This window comes from Pseudomonas sp. RA_35y_Pfl2_P32 (assembly GCF_963970735.1).
Taxonomy (GTDB): domain Bacteria; phylum Pseudomonadota; class Gammaproteobacteria; order Pseudomonadales; family Pseudomonadaceae; genus Aquipseudomonas.
On the sequence record NZ_CAXAQF010000002.1, the window covers coordinates 272,913 to 288,615 of the forward strand.

13 protein-coding genes are annotated in these 15,703 nt (G+C 63.1%); 3 read left to right on the forward strand and 10 right to left on the reverse strand.

The features are described from left to right. Positions 1 to 72: 72 nt before the first annotated feature. From AACY45_RS03310 to AACY45_RS03330, 5 genes are all read right to left on the reverse strand, one after another. Entirely contained in the window at positions 73 to 1,098 is a 1,026-nt protein-coding gene (locus AACY45_RS03310; protein WP_339544136.1) for a putative 2-aminoethylphosphonate ABC transporter substrate-binding protein, read from the reverse strand. A 49-nt stretch (positions 1,099 to 1,147) separates the two neighbouring features. Next, entirely contained in the window at positions 1,148 to 2,872 is a 1,725-nt protein-coding gene (locus AACY45_RS03315) for a putative 2-aminoethylphosphonate ABC transporter permease subunit (RefSeq protein ID WP_339544137.1), read from the reverse strand. Further along, on the reverse strand, positions 2,872 to 3,948 hold the full coding sequence (locus tag AACY45_RS03320) for a putative 2-aminoethylphosphonate ABC transporter ATP-binding protein (RefSeq protein ID WP_339544138.1): 1,077 nt from the start codon (positions 3,946 to 3,948) through the stop codon (positions 2,872 to 2,874). The genes AACY45_RS03315 and AACY45_RS03320 overlap by 1 nt, the downstream gene beginning before the upstream one ends. Before the next feature lie 600 nt (positions 3,949 to 4,548). Further along, positions 4,549 to 5,412 carry a LysR family transcriptional regulator gene (locus tag AACY45_RS03325; RefSeq protein ID WP_339544139.1) on the reverse strand — a complete coding sequence of 288 codons (864 nt, stop codon included), beginning with the start codon at positions 5,410 to 5,412 and terminating at the stop codon, positions 4,549 to 4,551. Positions 5,413 to 5,429: 17 nt separating this feature from the next. Then, entirely contained in the window at positions 5,430 to 7,697 is a 2,268-nt protein-coding gene (locus AACY45_RS03330) for a heavy metal translocating P-type ATPase (RefSeq protein ID WP_339544140.1), read from the reverse strand. An 85-nt stretch (positions 7,698 to 7,782) separates the two neighbouring features. Between AACY45_RS03330 and cadR the strand changes: the two genes are divergently transcribed. Next, positions 7,783 to 8,232: a Cd(II)/Pb(II)-responsive transcriptional regulator gene (cadR, locus tag AACY45_RS03335; protein ID WP_339544141.1), complete on the forward strand. Its 450-nt coding sequence runs from the start codon at positions 7,783 to 7,785 to the stop codon at positions 8,230 to 8,232. Positions 8,233 to 8,357: 125 nt separating this feature from the next. On the opposite strand, the gene AACY45_RS03340 is transcribed toward cadR, so the two are convergent. The 3 genes from AACY45_RS03340 to AACY45_RS03350 form a co-directional block, all read right to left on the reverse strand. Then, the gene (locus tag AACY45_RS03340; protein WP_339544142.1) at positions 8,358 to 9,329 is read right to left on the reverse strand and encodes a thymidylate synthase; all 972 of its coding nucleotides are present in this window, start codon (positions 9,327 to 9,329) and stop codon (positions 8,358 to 8,360) included. Positions 9,330 to 9,386: 57 nt separating this feature from the next. Further along, positions 9,387 to 10,202: a prolipoprotein diacylglyceryl transferase gene (lgt, locus tag AACY45_RS03345; RefSeq protein WP_339544143.1), complete on the reverse strand. Its 816-nt coding sequence runs from the start codon at positions 10,200 to 10,202 to the stop codon at positions 9,387 to 9,389. A gap of 82 nt (positions 10,203 to 10,284) precedes the next feature. Continuing rightward, positions 10,285 to 11,067, reverse strand: coding sequence for a sulfite exporter TauE/SafE family protein (locus tag AACY45_RS03350; RefSeq protein WP_095164642.1), 783 nt, complete (start codon positions 11,065 to 11,067; stop codon positions 10,285 to 10,287). A gap of 134 nt (positions 11,068 to 11,201) precedes the next feature. On the opposite strand from AACY45_RS03350, the gene AACY45_RS03355 reads away from it, so the two are divergent. Next, positions 11,202 to 11,948, forward strand: a complete 747-nt coding sequence (locus tag AACY45_RS03355; RefSeq protein ID WP_339544144.1) for an NRDE family protein — start codon at positions 11,202 to 11,204, stop codon at positions 11,946 to 11,948. A 64-nt stretch (positions 11,949 to 12,012) separates the two neighbouring features. Here AACY45_RS03355 and ptsP read toward each other — a convergent pair whose 3' ends face one another. Then, positions 12,013 to 14,292: a phosphoenolpyruvate--protein phosphotransferase gene (ptsP, locus tag AACY45_RS03360; protein WP_339544145.1), complete on the reverse strand. Its 2,280-nt coding sequence runs from the start codon at positions 14,290 to 14,292 to the stop codon at positions 12,013 to 12,015. 22 nt (positions 14,293 to 14,314) lie between these two features. Then, a complete protein-coding gene (locus AACY45_RS03365) occupies positions 14,315 to 14,794 on the reverse strand; it encodes an RNA pyrophosphohydrolase (protein ID WP_095083604.1) in 480 nt (159 codons plus the stop codon). A gap of 143 nt (positions 14,795 to 14,937) precedes the next feature. Here AACY45_RS03365 and AACY45_RS03370 point away from each other — a divergent pair, with 143 nt between their 5' ends. Next, the gene (locus AACY45_RS03370) at positions 14,938 to 15,594 is read left to right on the forward strand and encodes an HAD family hydrolase (protein ID WP_339544146.1); all 657 of its coding nucleotides are present in this window, start codon (positions 14,938 to 14,940) and stop codon (positions 15,592 to 15,594) included. The last annotated feature ends 109 nt before the right edge of the window (positions 15,595 to 15,703 follow it).

The window sequence follows — 15,703 nt, forward strand, 5'->3', positions numbered from 1 at the left end:
CCGCCTTCGCGGGCAAGCGGGCCGGGCGGCGCTCCGCTTGCCCGCGATAGGGCCCCTCAGCCAAAAGAGAGCTTACTTGGCCGCCACTTTCTCGGACTTGCCGTCATACCGCTTGCGCCACTCGGCCAGGATCTCGTCGCGGTTTTTCGAGGCCCAGGCGAAGTCGTTCTTGATCAGGCGCTGCTCGTAGTCGGCCGGCAGTTCGGTTTGCGGCTTGGCGATGCCAGGCTGGGCGAGCACGGCGAAGTTCTCCTTGTACAGCTCCATGGCCGCGGTGCTTGCGGAGAAGTCGGCGAGTTTCTTCGCGGCGTCTTCATGGGGCGTGCCCTTGATCACGGCGGTGGCTTCGATTTCCCAGCCCAGGCCCTCTTTCGGCAGGACGATGTCCAGCGGTGCGCCCTGGCGCTTCAACTGCACGGCCGGGTATTCGAAGGAAATGCCGATCGGGAATTCTCCAGCCGCCGCCAGCTTGCAAGGCTTGGAACCGGAGTGAACGTACTGGCCGATGTTCTGGTGCAGGTCGTCCATGTACTGCCAGCCCTGCTTCTCGCCAAAGGTCTGCAGCCAGGCGCTGACGTCGAGGAAACCGGTACCCGAGGACGCCGGGTTGGGCATCACGATCTTGCCTTTGTACTCAGGCTTGGTCAGGTCCTGCCAGCTCACCGGCTTGCTCAGGCCCTGCTTCTCGGCTTCCACGGTGTTGAAGCAGATGGTCGCGGCCCACACATCCATGCCCACCCAGGCTGGCGGGTTGGCGGCATCGCGATAGTTAGCGCCGATCTTGCCCAGGTCCTTCGGTGCGTAGCTTTGCAGCATGCCTTGCTGATCGAGGATCGCCAGGCTCGACGCCGCCAGGCCCCAGACGGCGTCCGCCTGCGGACGGGCTTTTTCCGCCAGCAGCTTGGCGGTGATGATGCCGGTGGAGTCGCGCACCCACTTGATCTCGACATCCGGGTTGGCCGCTTCGAACGCCTGCTTGTAGGTTTTCAGCTGTTCGGCTTCCAGCGCGGTGTAGACGGTCAGTTCGGTTTTCGCCGCGAAGGCGTTCATGCTGAAAGCAGTGAGGACAGCAGCGGCTAGAGCCAAGGGCTTGAACATGGTGCGGTTCCTTTCAGGTGCGGATCAGAGGGTTGAGGGGTGAGTCGATTCAGTTGCCGGGTGCGGTCTGGCGCCAGGCCTGGGAGCGCCGCAGCAAGCCGCGCGAAGCCCAGGCCAGGAGCAGGGACACGCCCGCCGAGGTGAACAGGATCAGGGTCGACATGGCGGCGGCACCGCCGACGTTGCCGGCGTCGTCCATGTTCAGCACCGCCACCGCCGCGAGGATGGTGTCGGGGCTGTAGAGGAAGATCGCCGCCGAGACGGTGGTCATGGCCGAGACGAACAGGTAGCGCACGATGTCCAGCAACGCCGGCAGGCAGATCGGCACGGTGACGCGCAGGTAGTGGCGGTACAGCGGCGCCTTGAGCGACAGCGCGGCGGCTTCGAACTCCGCGTCGAGCTGACGCAGCGCGGTGGTGGCGGTCATTTGCGCGGTGGTCAGGTAGTGCGCAATGGTGCACACCACCAGCAGGGTCATGGTGCCGTAGAGCACATGGAGCGGGTTGCCGTTGAGGTTGAAGAAGAACACGTAACCCAGGCCCAGGACCAGACCCGGCACCGCCATCGGCACGAAGCTGAGCATGCGCAGCGCCAGGTTCAGGCCACGCTGGCCACGGGTCTTTTCCATCAGGTAGGCGCCGGTGAAGATCAGCCCGCTACCGATCAAGGCCGTGCACAGGGCCATCTTCACGCTGTTGCCATAGGCCAGCCAACCACCGCCTGCGGTGTCGCCAAACTGATAGTGCTTGAGCGACAACGACAGGTTGTACGGCCAGAATTTCACCAGCGAGGAGTACACCGCCATGCCGAATACCAGCAACAGCGCGGTGCAGATCACCAGCACGATGCCCAGGTAACAGCCATCACGCAGCCGCGAAGGCGCCGGCTGAAAGACTTGCGCTCGACCGCTCATGGAGTCGCCATGCCGGCGGCGCAACCAGGCATCCACCGCAAAACTGAGCAGTGCCGGCACCAACAGGACCATGCCGATCAGCGCACCGCGCCCGAATTGCTGCTGGCCGACCACCGCCTTGTAGGCTTCCAACGCCAACACCTGATAGTCGCCACCGACCACCACCGGCACGCCGAAGTCGGTGATGGTCAGGGTGAACACCAGGCAGAATGCGGCGAACACGGCCTGGCGGGTCGCCGGCCAGGTGATGCTGCGAAAGGCCCTGGACGGACTGGCGCCCATGCTCGAAGCGGCGTCGAACAGCCGCGCATCGGCCAGGGACAGTGCCGACAGCAGGATCATCAAGGCGTGGGGAAAGGTGTAGATCACCTCACCCAGCACGATGCCCCAGAAACCGTAGATGTTGTCCGACAGCAGCCCGCGCAACAGGCCCTGGTTACCGAACAGGTACACCAGCGCGATACCCGGCAGCATCGACGGCGCCATCAATGGCAGCAGCGACAGGCCGCGCCAGATGGCCTTGCCGGGAATCAGCGTGCGTTGCAGGGCGTAGGCAAACAGGTACGCCAGCGGGACCACGATGGCCGCGACGCTGAGGGACACTTTCAGGCTGTTACCGAGCAACCAGTGAAAGTTGGCGCTGGTCAGCAGCTCGCGGGCGGCAACCAGGCCACCGCCCTGCCCGGCATCGTTGCTGAAGCCGCGCCAGAAGATTGCCAGCAGCGGCATCAACACCGCGACACTGAGCAGGCACAGGAGCAGGACCTTGCCGCCGAGCACAAAAAACCGGTCGCCGATCTCGGCACGGGAAGTCTGCCGAACCTGCTTGTGCGGTATCGGCAGGGCCATCTGCGCGCTCATCAGGCAAACACCTGCAGGCTGCGCGGTGGCAAGGCAACCATGATGTCCTGGGCACCGAGGCGCGGCATGGCTTCGGGCGCCAGCTCGGCGAGCAACGCATGGCCCGGCAGGTGGTTGAGCTCAAAGCTCATGCGGCAGCGGTTGCCCAGAAAGGTGATCTCGCGCACCTTGGCCGGGAACAGGTTTTCCTCATGCACCAGCGGGTTGACGCTGATGGCTTCCGGGCGACAGAACAGCCGGCCGGACGCGGCCTTGCCGCTGTTATCGGCCAGGCGCACGGGCATCCCGCCGACCTGGGCGTGGCTGTCACTGCTGCGCTGGAACGGCAACCAGTTGCCCTGGCCGACGAACTCGGCAACGAATGGGGTGGCCGGGCGGTTGTAGATTTCCTGCGGGGTGGCGTACTGCTCGACCTTGCCGTTGTTCATCACGGCAATGCGGTCGGCCATCAGCATCGCCTCGTCCTGATTGTGGGTGACCATCAGGGTGGTGATGCCCAGGCTGCGCTGCAACTGGCGCAACTCGGTACACAGATGCTCGCGAACCCGGGCATCGAGGGCCGACATCGGCTCGTCCAGCAGCAACAATGAGGGGGCCGGCGCCAAGGCCCTGGCCAGCGCCACGCGCTGCTGCTGGCCGCCAGACAACTGGCCGGGGTATTTCTTCTCGCTGCCGGTCAGGCCCACCAACTCGAGCATCTGCGCCACGCGCTGGCGCACTTGCTCGCGGCCACTGCCGGCCAGGCCGTAGGCAATGTTGGCTTCGACGCTGAGGTTGGGAAACAGGGCGTAGGACTGGAACAGAATCCCGTAGTCCCGCGCCTGTGGGGCCAGCAGGGAAACGTCACGATCACCCAGGTACAACTCGCCGCGATCCTGGCGCTCCAGGCCGGCAATGCACCGCAGCAAGGTGGTCTTGCCACAGCCCGAGGGACCGAGCAGGCAGACCAACTCACCGGCCTCCACGTCCAGCGACACGTTATCCAGCGCGGTGAAGGCGCCGAAGCGCTTCTCGATACCGCGCACCTTCATCGGGGTGCCGGGGAAAACCTGGGCAGTTGCATTCGAGTGGTTCATGGACGGACCTCATCAAGCAGATGTGGGCCATCCTAGGGAGCGAATGCGTAGTTCGTGTGGCAGTGAGGCAAAAACGGCTGATAGTGGTATTGGGGGATTTGGGTTCAAGTGAGGTAGCCATCGCGAGCAAGCGGAGCGCCGCCCGGCTCGCCCCCACACGGGAGTGAACACCAGAAAAAAGCAGGCCGGCCGGTAGGCCGCCTCGCCCGCCCTTACCACTCAGGCCGACCGGCAGGTCGCCGTGCTCTGGCTTTTGATTTTGATCCACCTGCCCCATCGGCAGGCTGAGCGGAGGTGTCCATCAAGGGGGAGGCGCGTAGCGCCGTGCGGCGAAGCCGCATACATCGAGAGGAGGTGCAGCGAAGCAAACCGGAGGCGATGCCCCCTGATGGGCACCGTAGCGAAGGTACCCCGAGCCTTAGCGAGGGGCCGTACGCCAGGGGTAAAGCGCTTTGGTTACTTTCGCGCTTTTCGAAAGTGACCCGCCGTAAGGGCGGAACCAATAGCAGCCATTACCGCAGCAACGGATACACCCACCAAACCAAACCAAACCAAGTCGGAGCGGCTGCCCGCGATGAGGCAGCCCTGGCACAGGAGAACTCAGGCCGGCGCCATTTCCTGCGCCAAGCCAAGAAACGCCGCTGGCAACCGGGCGCTCTTGCGCTCCTTGAGGCAGTACAGGTATTCCGCGATCTGCGGCGCGTTTTCGATGCTCAACACCCGGAGTTGCGGGTCATGGGGCACTTCCTGGCGGGCGATGATGCTGATGCCGATGTTGCGCAGCACCGCCTCACGAATCGATTCGCGGCTGCCGATTTCCAGCAAGGGGCCAAAACTCACCCCGACACTGGCCAGCCACTCCTCGGTCAACCGCCGGGTGGTCGAGCCGCTCTCGCGCATCAACAGGGTATGCCCGGCCAAGGCACTCAGCGGCACGTGGTCGTGCACCGCCAGTGGATGGTTGCGGTGTACGGCCAGCACCAACGGGTCGGTGCCCAGCACGCGGCGGATCAAGCGGGCGTCGTCCACCCGTTGCGAGGACGCGGCCAAGTCCACCCGGTAGTCCTCAAGGGCTTCGAGGACCTGCTGGGAGTTGCCGATTTCCACCGAGACGTCCACCTGGGGCAGCCGCTCGCGGAAGGTTTTCACCAGGTCGAGGATGTAATACGGGGCGGTCGCGGCGATGCGCAAGGCGCCCTGGACCTGACCACTGTTACGCAGGAAAAACTCGATATCGGCTTCCTGCTGCAGCAGCGTCTTGACCATGGGCAGCAGGCGGGCACCCTCTTCGCTGACGGTCAGTCGGCGCCCACCGCGGTAGAACAGCTCGACCGAGTACTGACTCTCCAGGTGGCGAATCTGGGTCGTCACCGTGGGCTGGCTCAGGCCGAGCTTTTTCGCTGCCAGGGTAATACTGCCCAAACGCGCGACCATGTAAAAAGCCTTCAGCTCGGCACTCAGCACATCAGCCTCTCTATGATTTATTTGCGCAGCAGGCGCAGACCGTTGAACACCACCAGCAGGGCCACGCCCATGTCGGCAAACACGGCCATCCACATGGTGGCCAACCCGAAGAAGGTTACCCCAAGAAAGATTGCCTTGATGACCAGGGCCAGGGCGATATTTTGCGTGAGGATATGGGAAGTCTGGCGTGACAGGCGAATAAATGCGGGAATCTTGCGCAGATCGTCGTCCATCAGGGCGACATCAGCGGTCTCGATGGCGGTGTCGGTACCAGCCGCCGCCATGGCAAAACCAATCTCGGCCCGGGCCAGCGCCGGCGCGTCGTTGATCCCGTCGCCGACCATGCCGACCCGGTGACCCTGGGCATACAAGGCCTCGATCGCCTTGAGCTTGTCGGTCGGCAGCAGGTCACCCTGGGCCTGGTCGATGCCCACCTGGGCAGCAATCGCCCGTGCCGTGTGCGGGTTGTCGCCGGTCAGCATCAGGGTTTTCACCCCCAGCGCATGCAACTGCTCAATGGCCTCGCGGCTGGACGCCTTGACCGTGTCGGCCACCGCAAACAGGGCGAGCGGACCCGAGGCATCCAGCAACAGGACCACGGTCTTGCCTTGTTCTTCCAGGGCGAAGAGTTTCTCTTCCAGTGCTGGCGAGCACAGGCCCAGCTCCTCCACCAGGCGATGGTTACCCAGGTGATAGACCTGGCCGTCGATCTCGCCACGCACACCACGGCCGGCCAGGGCTGCGAAGTTATCCACAGCGAACAGGGTCAGGTGTTTATCCACAGCGGCATGGGCGATGGCCAGCGATACCGGGTGGTCGGAGCGTCCAGCGAGGCTGGCGGCAAGCACCTGAGCGCGGGTCTCGACCGTGGGGTCCAGCGCCAGGTAGTCGGTTTGCACCGGCTTGCCATGGGTGATGGTGCCCGTCTTGTCCAGGGCCAGGAAGTCGAGCTTGTAGCCGCCCTCCAGGTACACGCCACCCTTGATCAGGATGCCTTTGCGCGCAGCCGCCGCAAGGCCGCTGACGATGGTCACCGGGGTGGAAATCACCAGCGCACAAGGGCACGCCACCACCAGCAACACCAGCGCACGGTAGATCCAGTCGAACCAGGCTGCGCCCATGAACAACGGTGGAATCAGCGCCACACCCAGGGCGAAGACGAACACCACCGGGGTGTAGATTTTCGAGAAGCTGTCGACAAATCGCTGGGTCGGCGCACGCGCGCCCTGGGCTTGTTCCACGGCGTGGATGATCCGCGCCAGGGTCGAGTTGTTCGCGGCGGCGATAACCCGGTATTCCAGGGCACCGGCCTGGTTGATGGTGCCGGCGAACACCTTGTCACCCAGCGTCTTCTCGACCGGCAGGCTCTCGCCGGTAATCGGTGCCTGGTCGATGGTCGAGTTGCCGGCGACCACTTCGCCGTCCAGGCCAATGCGCTCACCCGGACGCACCCGCACTAACGCGCCCAACTCGACACTTTTGGCCTCACGCTCAACCCACGAACCGTCGGCCTGCTGCACCGTGACCTGCTCCGGGGTCATCTGCATCAGGCCGCTGATGGCATTGCGCGCGCGGTCCAGGGATTTGGCTTCGATCAACTCGGCCACGGTGAACAGGAACATGACCATGGCCGCTTCCGGCCATTGGCCGATCAGCACCGCGCCAGTCACCGCGATGCTCATCAGGGCGTTGATATTCAGGTTGAGGTTCTTCAGGGCAATCCAGCCCTTTTTATAAGTGCCCAGGCCGCCGCTGAGGATCGACACCAGCGCAACCAGCGCCACCCCCCAGGTCGGCGCAGCGCTGGTGAAGTGGATCACTTCGGCAGCCAGGGCCGTGACCCCGGAAAGCGCCAATGGCCACCAGGGCTTTTTCACCGGCGCCGCGCGGCTGTCATCCGCCTGCGCGCCGTCTTCGATCGGCTCGGCCAGCATGCCGATGGACTTGATCGCGTCGATGATCGGCGCCGTGGTCGGCAGGTCGTGGGTCACGCCCAGCACCCGGTTGATCAGGTTGAACTCCAGTTGCTGCACGCCGGCCAGTTTGCCGAGCTTGTTCTGGATCAGCGTCTGTTCCGTCGGGCAGTCCATGGCCTCGATGCGGAAACGGCTCAGGCGCGCACCGTCGGTGGGCGCTTCACTGATTTTGACCAGCGCGGGCGCCGTACTTGAGCAGCAGGAGCCGCCGTGGCTGGCGTGATCGTGTTTTTTTACCGGCTGAAGTTTTGCCCCGTGACTGTGCTCATGCGCAGTACCGGGTTGGTGGGTGTGCTGGGAATCGCTCATCAGGTCGCGTCCATGTAGGTGCCTGTTGCCAAGTAAAGACCCTGTAGCCACTATAGGGTCAAGCACCCATTTGGAGATTGTCGCGATGAAGATTGGAGAACTGGCGAAACTGACCGACTGCGCCGTCGAAACCATCCGCTACTACGAGCGTGAAAGCCTGCTGCCGGAACCGGCCCGCAGCGATGGCAACTACCGCGTCTACACCCAGGCCCATGCCGAGCGCCTGACCTTCATCCGCAATTGCCGCACCCTGGACATGACCCTCGAAGAAATCCGCAGCCTGCTGGGCCTGCGCGACAGCCCACAGGACCAGTGCGAAAGCGTGAATGCACTGATCGACGAACACATCCACCACGTCAAGGCACGGATCGACGGGTTGCTCGCCCTGCAGGCACAACTCATCGATCTGCGCCAACGCTGCAGCGAAGGGCCGGATATCGAACAGTGCGGGATCTTGCAGCGCCTGGAAGTCAGTGGCGGAGTGGTTGCAACGGAAGTCGAACATTCCCACGTAGGCCGCAGCCACGGCCATTGAGCAACACCCCATTGCTCTGTAGGAGCAAGGCTTGCCCGCGAAGGCGATCAATCAGGCACATCAGGGTTGACTGTGCTGCCGCCATCGCGAGCAAGCTCGGCTCCTACAGGATTTGTAGCCGACTCTTAGACCGCCATTGGCGCGGTCATTGGGGCGTGGTGCTCATAGCCCTCGAGCGAGAAATCACCCGGTTCGATCAGCTCCAGCCACTCCGGCTGGTACAGCCCGGTCTTGGCGAACTCCGGCACACGATCGGCGATTTTCAGTTGCGGCATCGGGAACGGCTCGCGCTTGAGCTGTTCGTTGAGCATGTCCAGGTGGTTTTCGTAGACGTGGGCATCGCCGATGAAATAGGTGAACCAGCGCGGCGTGTAACCGGTCAGGCGACCGATCAGGCTCAGCAGCGCGGCACCCTCGGTGAGGTTGAACGGCGTCCCCAGACCCAAGTCATTGGAACGGATGTAGAGGGTCAAGGAGATCTCTTGGGTCTCGACATTCGGGTGGAACTGGTACAGCAGGTGGCACGGTGGCAGGGCCATTTCATCGAGCTGGGCGACGTTCCAGCCGTGGAACAGGATACGCCGGCTGCCCGGGTCCTTGATGATGGTGTCGACACACTGGCGAACCTGGTCGATGGCCTTGTACAGCACAACATAGGCCTGGCCGTCCTCCTCGCCTTCGGCAATCTGCCGGTAACCCTGGGCGAGGGTCTGCTCGATGGCGGCCGGGTTGCTCAGGGGGATCTGCTTGTACGCCGGCCACTTGCGCCACTGCACGCCGTAGATCTCACCCAGGTCGTCTGCGCCCTGGCGGAATGGGTTGGCCAGCCACTGCGCATTTTCGTTGGCGTTCTGGTCCCAGACCTTGCAGCCCAGGGCGCGGAACTCGGCGGCGTTGTTGACCCCGCGCAGGAAACCGCACATCTCGCCGATGGCCGACTTGAACGCCATCTTGCGGGTGGTGATCGCCGGAAAACCCTCTTTCAGGTCATAACGCAGCATCGCACCCGGGAAGCTGATGGTGTTGACGCCAGTGCGGTTGGCTTGCTTGGTGCCGTTCTTGATGACGTGGGCGACCAGATCGAGATATTGCTTCATGTATTACCTGTGTCCTTGAAGGCAGGGCTCGCGGCCCTGCGCTTCGAATATAAAGCGTCAGGCGGCCGGGACAGCCGGTGCCTTGGGTGCGCGGTGATAGGCCAGCCAGATCAGGAACAGACCGCCAACGATCATTGGGATGCACAGTACTTGGCCCATGGTCAGCCAGTTCCACGCCAGGTAGCCCAACTGGGCGTCCGGCACGCGGTAGAACTCGACGATGAAGCGGAAGATCCCATAGAACAGCGCGAACATCCCGGACACCGCCATGGTCGGCCGCGGCTTGCGCGAGAACAACCAGAGAATGACGAACAGCGCCACGCCTTCGAGGGCGAACTGGTACAGCTGCGACGGGTGGCGCGCCAACTGGGCCGGGTCGCTGAACGACGGAAAGACCATGGCCCACGGCACGTCGGTGGCCTTGCCCCACAACTCGGCGTTGATGAAGTTGCCGATCCGCCCGGCACCCAGGCCGATCGGCACCATCGGGGCGACGAAGTCCATCAGTTGGAAGAACGACTTGCCGTTCTTTTTGCCGAACCACAGGGCCGCCAGCATCACGCCGATGAAACCACCGTGGAACGACATGCCGCCCTTCCACACCTCGAAAATCAAGGTCGGGTTGGCGAGGTAGGCACTCAGGTCGTAAAACAGCACATACCCCAGGCGGCCGCCGACGATCACGCCCATCGACATCCAGAAGACCATGTCGGAGAGCTTTTCCTTGGTCCAGGTCGGGTCAAAGCGGTTCAACCTGCGCGACGCCAACAGCCAGGCACCGCCGATGCCGATCAGGTACATCAGACCGTACCAGTGGATTTTCAGCGGGCCAATGGCCAGGGCCACCGGGTCAATCTGCGGGTAAGGCAGCATTACGACTCCTCGTTAGAGTTGAAACCTAAAATTCCTGGCGCGACCCTGCCACGCCGGGATTAAGCCAGGATTGCGTCCTGCCTCAGAGCAGGAAACTGGTGCCCACGCACAACAGCAAAGCGGCAAACAGTCTTTTCAGCAATCGCGGCGACAGCCGGTGGGCCAGTCGCGCGCCAAAGCGGGCGAAGACCATGCTGGTCAGGGCAATGCCCAGCAGCGCCGGTAAATAAACGAAACCCAGACTATGAGCGGGCAACAGGGGATCATGCCAGCCCAGAATCATGAAACTTAATGCACTTGCCAAGGCGATCGGCAACCCGCAGGCGGACGACGTCGCCACGGCCTGCTGCATCGGCACACTGCGCCACGTCAGGAATGGTACGGTCAGCGAGCCGCCGCCAATCCCGAAGATCGCCGAGGCCCAGCCGATCACGCTGCCGGCCACGGTCAGACCGAACTTGCCGGGAACCGTTCGACTGGCCTTGGGCTTGAGCTCCAGGGCCATCTGCACGGCAATCACCAGGGCAAACACACCAATGATCTTCTGCAGGTGCGGACCGGAAATCGCCTCGGCGGTCAACGCGCCGAAGCCGGCCCCGAGCAGGATCCCCAGGGTCATCCAGGCAAAGATCGGCCAGCGCACCGCGCCTTTGCGCTGGTGCTCACGCACCGCGTTGATCGAGGTGAAAATGATGGTGGCCAACGAAGTGCCAACGGCCAGGTGGGTCAGCACCGACGCATCGAAACCCTGCAACGTGAAGCTGAACACCAGCACCGGCACGATGATGATCCCGCCACCGACCCCAAACAGCCCGGCCAGCACGCCTGCACAGGCGCCCAGCAACAGATAGAGCAAAAATTCCATGATCGTCCTTGTCCGCTTCGCAAAAAAGCAGCCGCATGGTAACGGATGCGAGGCCCCGGGCTCCACTGTGGATGACGATGGCTCGATGAGCGATGTCTGCGTACAGTGGGCAAAAAACACACAAGGACCACCTTATGTGCCTGATTGTTTTTGCCTGGCGCCCGGACCACGCCACTCCCCTGATCGTCGCGGCCAACCGTGACGAGTTCTATGCCCGCCCCAGCCTGCCGCTGGCAGCATGGCCCGAAGCGCCGCAGGTGCATGCCGGGCGAGACCTGGAGGCCGGAGGCACCTGGCTGGGCATTGGCGCAGACGGACGTTTTGCCGCCCTGACCAACATCCGCAATCCACACCAGCCGCCGGCGCGCAAATCCCGTGGCGAACTGGTGGCGCGGTTTCTTACCGGCGAACTGCCCATTGATCAGTATTTGGCCGATGTTGTCGGCAGATCGCTGGAATATGCCGGTTTTAACCTGCTGATCGGCAATTGCCAGGCGCTCTGGCACTACAACGCACAAGAGGCTGAGCCGAGCCAACTGGCGGCGGGGGTCTATGGATTGTCCAACGCCGGGCTCGATACCCCCTGGCCCAAGCTGCTCAAGGCCAAGGCGGCGCTGCGTGAGGTGCTCGATGATCCGCAACCGCAAGCGCTGCTGGCCTTGCTGGGTGATCCACAGACAGCTCCATTCGGTGACTTGCCGGATACCGGGGTCGGGCTGGCGACCGAGAGCCTATTGTCCAGCGTGTTTATTGCCAGCCCCACCTATGGCACCCGTGCGAGCACCGCGCTGATCGTCCAGGCCGATGGTTCACGGGTGATGGTGGAGCGCAGTTTCGGGCCCTATGGCGGGCATCTTGGGGAGGTGCAGATCAGGCTTTGATGTGATGTGGTGTTGCCTGGACTGGCCCCATCGCGGGCAAGCCCGCGATGAAACCGCCGCAGGTTCAGAGCGGCTTGATCGCCGTCGGACTGGTCATCCGCGCCAGGCCAAGATTCTTCAGCGCCAATTGCAGCGAGCTGTGGATAACTTGCGGGTTGTCGATGGTCATCAGTTCGGCCAGCAGGTCCTTGGCCCAGCTGAGGTTGATCTGGCGCAGCATCCACTTCACTTTCGGCAGGTTGGTGGCGTTCATCGACAGGCTGTCAAAACCCATCGCCATCAACAGCACGGCCGCTGCCGGGTCACCGGCCATCTCGCCGCAGATGCTCACCGGCTTGCCTTCGGCGTGGGCATCGCGGACCACGGTCTGCAGGGCCTGCAGCACCGCTGGGTGCATGTAGTCGTAGAGGTCTGCCACCCGCGGGTTGTTGCGGTCCACGGCCAGCAGGTACTGGGTCAGGTCGTTGGAGCCGACCGACAGGAAGTCCACCTGCCGCGCCAGTTCCTTGGTCTGGTAGACCGCCGCCGGAATCTCGATCATCACGCCCACCGGCGGCATTGGCACGTCGGTGCCTTCGTCGCGCACTTCACCCCAGGCACGGTGAATCAGGTGCAGGGCTTCTTCGAGTTCGTGGGTGCCGGAGATCATCGGCAGGAGGATGCGCAGGTTGTTCAGGCCTTCGCTGGCCTTGAGCATGGCGCGGGTCTGGACCAGGAAGATTTCCGGGTGGTCGAGGGTGACGCGAATCCCGCGCCAACCGAGGAACGGGTTGTCTTCCTTGATCGGGAAGTAGGACAGTGACTTGTCGCCGCCGATGTCCAGGCTGCGCATCGTCACCGGTTGCGGGTGGAAGGCGGCGAGTTGCTCGCGATAGATCGCCAGCTGCTCCTTTTCGCTAGGGAACCGTTGATTGATCATGAACGGTACTTCAGTGCGATACAGGCCCACCCCTTCGGCGCCGCGCTTCTGCGCCCGCGCCACGTCCGCCAGCAGGCCGGTGTTGACCCACAGCGGCATGCGGTGGCCATCGAGGGTCACGCAGGGCAGGTCGCGCAGGGAGTCGAGCCCCAGGGCCAGTTGTTTCTCTTCTTCGACCACCTCGGCGAATTGCTTGCGCAACACGTCGCTGGGGTTGGTGTAGACCTCACCCCGATTACCGTCGACGATCAATTCGATGCCATCGACCTTGGCATACGGCAGGTCGACCAGGCCCATTACCGTCGGAATGCCCATGGCTCGCGCCAGGATAGCGACGTGGGAGTTGCCAGACCCCAGGACCGAAACCAGGCCGACCAGCGTGCCTTCCGGCACCTCGCCGAGCATGGCCGGCGTCAGTTCTTCGCTGACCAGAATGGTCTTTTCCGGGTAGACCAGGTTTTGCTGGCGCTCTTCCTGCAGGTAGGCCAGCAGGCGGCGTCCGAGGTCCTTGACGTCCGAGGCCCGCTCACGCAGGTAGGCGTCGTCCATCAGTTCGAAACGGTTGACGTGATCGGTGACCACCTGGCGCAACGCGCCCTGGGCCCATTGGCCGGTCTTGATCACGGTGGTGACTTCGCTGCCCAGCGCGGCATCGTCGAGCATCATCAGGTAGACGTCGAACAGGGCGCGCTCTTCCGGGCGCAACTGGGTCGCCAGCTTGGCGGACAAGGCGCGCATGTCGGCGCGCACGCCTTCGATGGCGGTCTTGAACAGGCCCAGCTCGGCGTCGATGTCGGTGATGGTCTTGTCCGGCACCACATCGAGGTCCGCCGGTGGCAGCATGACCACCGCGGTACCGACCGCCGCACCCGGCGAACCCGGCACGCCGATGAATTTGGCTTCCTGGATGCCCTTGCCCTGGCGCCCCAGGCCGCGGATCGAACCGGTGGCCTCGGCGTGGGCAATTACCCCGGCGAGCTGGGCGCTCATGGTCACGAGGAAGGCTTCTTCGCCCTCGTCGAACTGCCGCCGCTCTTTTTGCTGGATGACCAGGACGCCGACGACGCGGCGGTGGTGGATGATCGGCGCGCCGAGGAACGAGGCATAACGCTCTTCACCGGTCTCGGCGAAGTAGCGATAGCGCGGGTGGCCGGCGGCGTTTTCCAGGTTCAACGGTTCTTCACGCGTGCCCACCAGGCCCACCAGGCCTTCGTTGGGCGCCATGCTGACTTTGCCGATCGAGCGCTTGTTCAAGCCTTCGGTGGCCATCAGCACAAAACGGTTGGTCTCGGGGTCGAGCAGGTAGACCGAGCAGACCTGGCTGCCCATGGCCTCTTTGACGCGCAATACAATAATGCCCAACGCCGCCTTGAGATCCTTGGCGGAGTTAACTTCCTGGACGATCTTGCGCAGCGTATTGAGCATGGCTCGGGGTCGAACTCCGTCGTCAGTCGCGCGTTAGAAGGCGCGGGGCAAGCTCTTTGAGAGCGCGGCGATACACTTCGCGCTTGAATGTCACCACCTGGCCCAACGGATACCAATAACTGACCCAGCGCCAGCCATCGAACTCCGGTTTACCGGTCAAATCCATCCGCACCCGCTGCTCGTTGGAGACCAGGCGCAGGAGAAACCATTTCTGTTTCTGGCCGATGCACAGCGGTTGGCTGTGGGTGCGGACCAGACGTTGCGGCAAACGATAGCGCAACCAGCCACGTGTGCAGGCGAGAATTTCAACATCTTCGCGCTCCAGGCCGACTTCTTCGTTCAGCTCGCGATACAAGGCGTCTTCCGGCGTTTCCTGAGGGTTGATTCCACCTTGAGGAAACTGCCAGGCATCTTGATTGATACGGCGAGCCCATAGCACCTGGCCGGCATCATTCGTCAGAATGATCCCCACATTGGGGCGGAAACCATCGGGGTCGATCACGGCAACAACCTCGCAAACGCATGTCGCCGCATTGTTCCACAAAGGTTGTGAAGGCGGCAACGAAGCTTCCTACCTTATGTGCACTCTTGTGAAAAGACCGTATTCTTAACCCCTTTTTACTGACTAATCAGCGGGTAACTGCAATGCGCCTGGCTTTATTCGATCTGGACAACACACTTTTGGGCGGCGACAGCGATCACGCATGGGGCGATTACCTGTGTGAACGGGAGATCCTCGACCCCGTCGCGTACAAAGCGCGCAACGACGAGTTCTACCAGGATTACCTGGCCGGCAAGCTGGACAATGCCGCCTACCTGAACTTCTGCCTGGAAATCCTCGGCCGCACCGAGATGGCCCTGCTTGATGAATGGCACCGCGACTTCATGCGCGACTGCATCGCACCGCTCATGCTGCCCAAGGCTGTGGAACTGTTGGCCAAGCACCGCGCCGCCGGTGACAAGCTGGTGATCATCACCGCCACCAACCGCTTCGTCACCGCGCCGATTGCCGAGCACCTGGGGGTGGAAACCCTGATCGCCACCGAATGCGAAATGCACGAGGGTCGCTACACCGGGCGCAGCACCGATGTACCGTGCTTTCGCGAAGGCAAGGTGACGCGTTTGAATCGTTGGCTGGAGGAAACCGGGTTGTCGCTGGAAGGCAGTTATTTCTATAGCGACTCGATGAACGATCTGCCGCTGCTGGAGCAGGTGGCGAACCCGGTGGCCGTGGACCCGGACCCGAACCTGCGGGCCGAAGCCGATAAGCGCGGCTGGCCGGTAATTTCGTTGCGCGGCTGAATACGCCATCGCGGGCCAGCCCGCTCCCACAGGGAGCCTGGGTGTGACTGCAATTGATGCCACCCGGCAAAACCTGTGGGAGCGGGCTTGCCCGCGATTGGGGTCAACT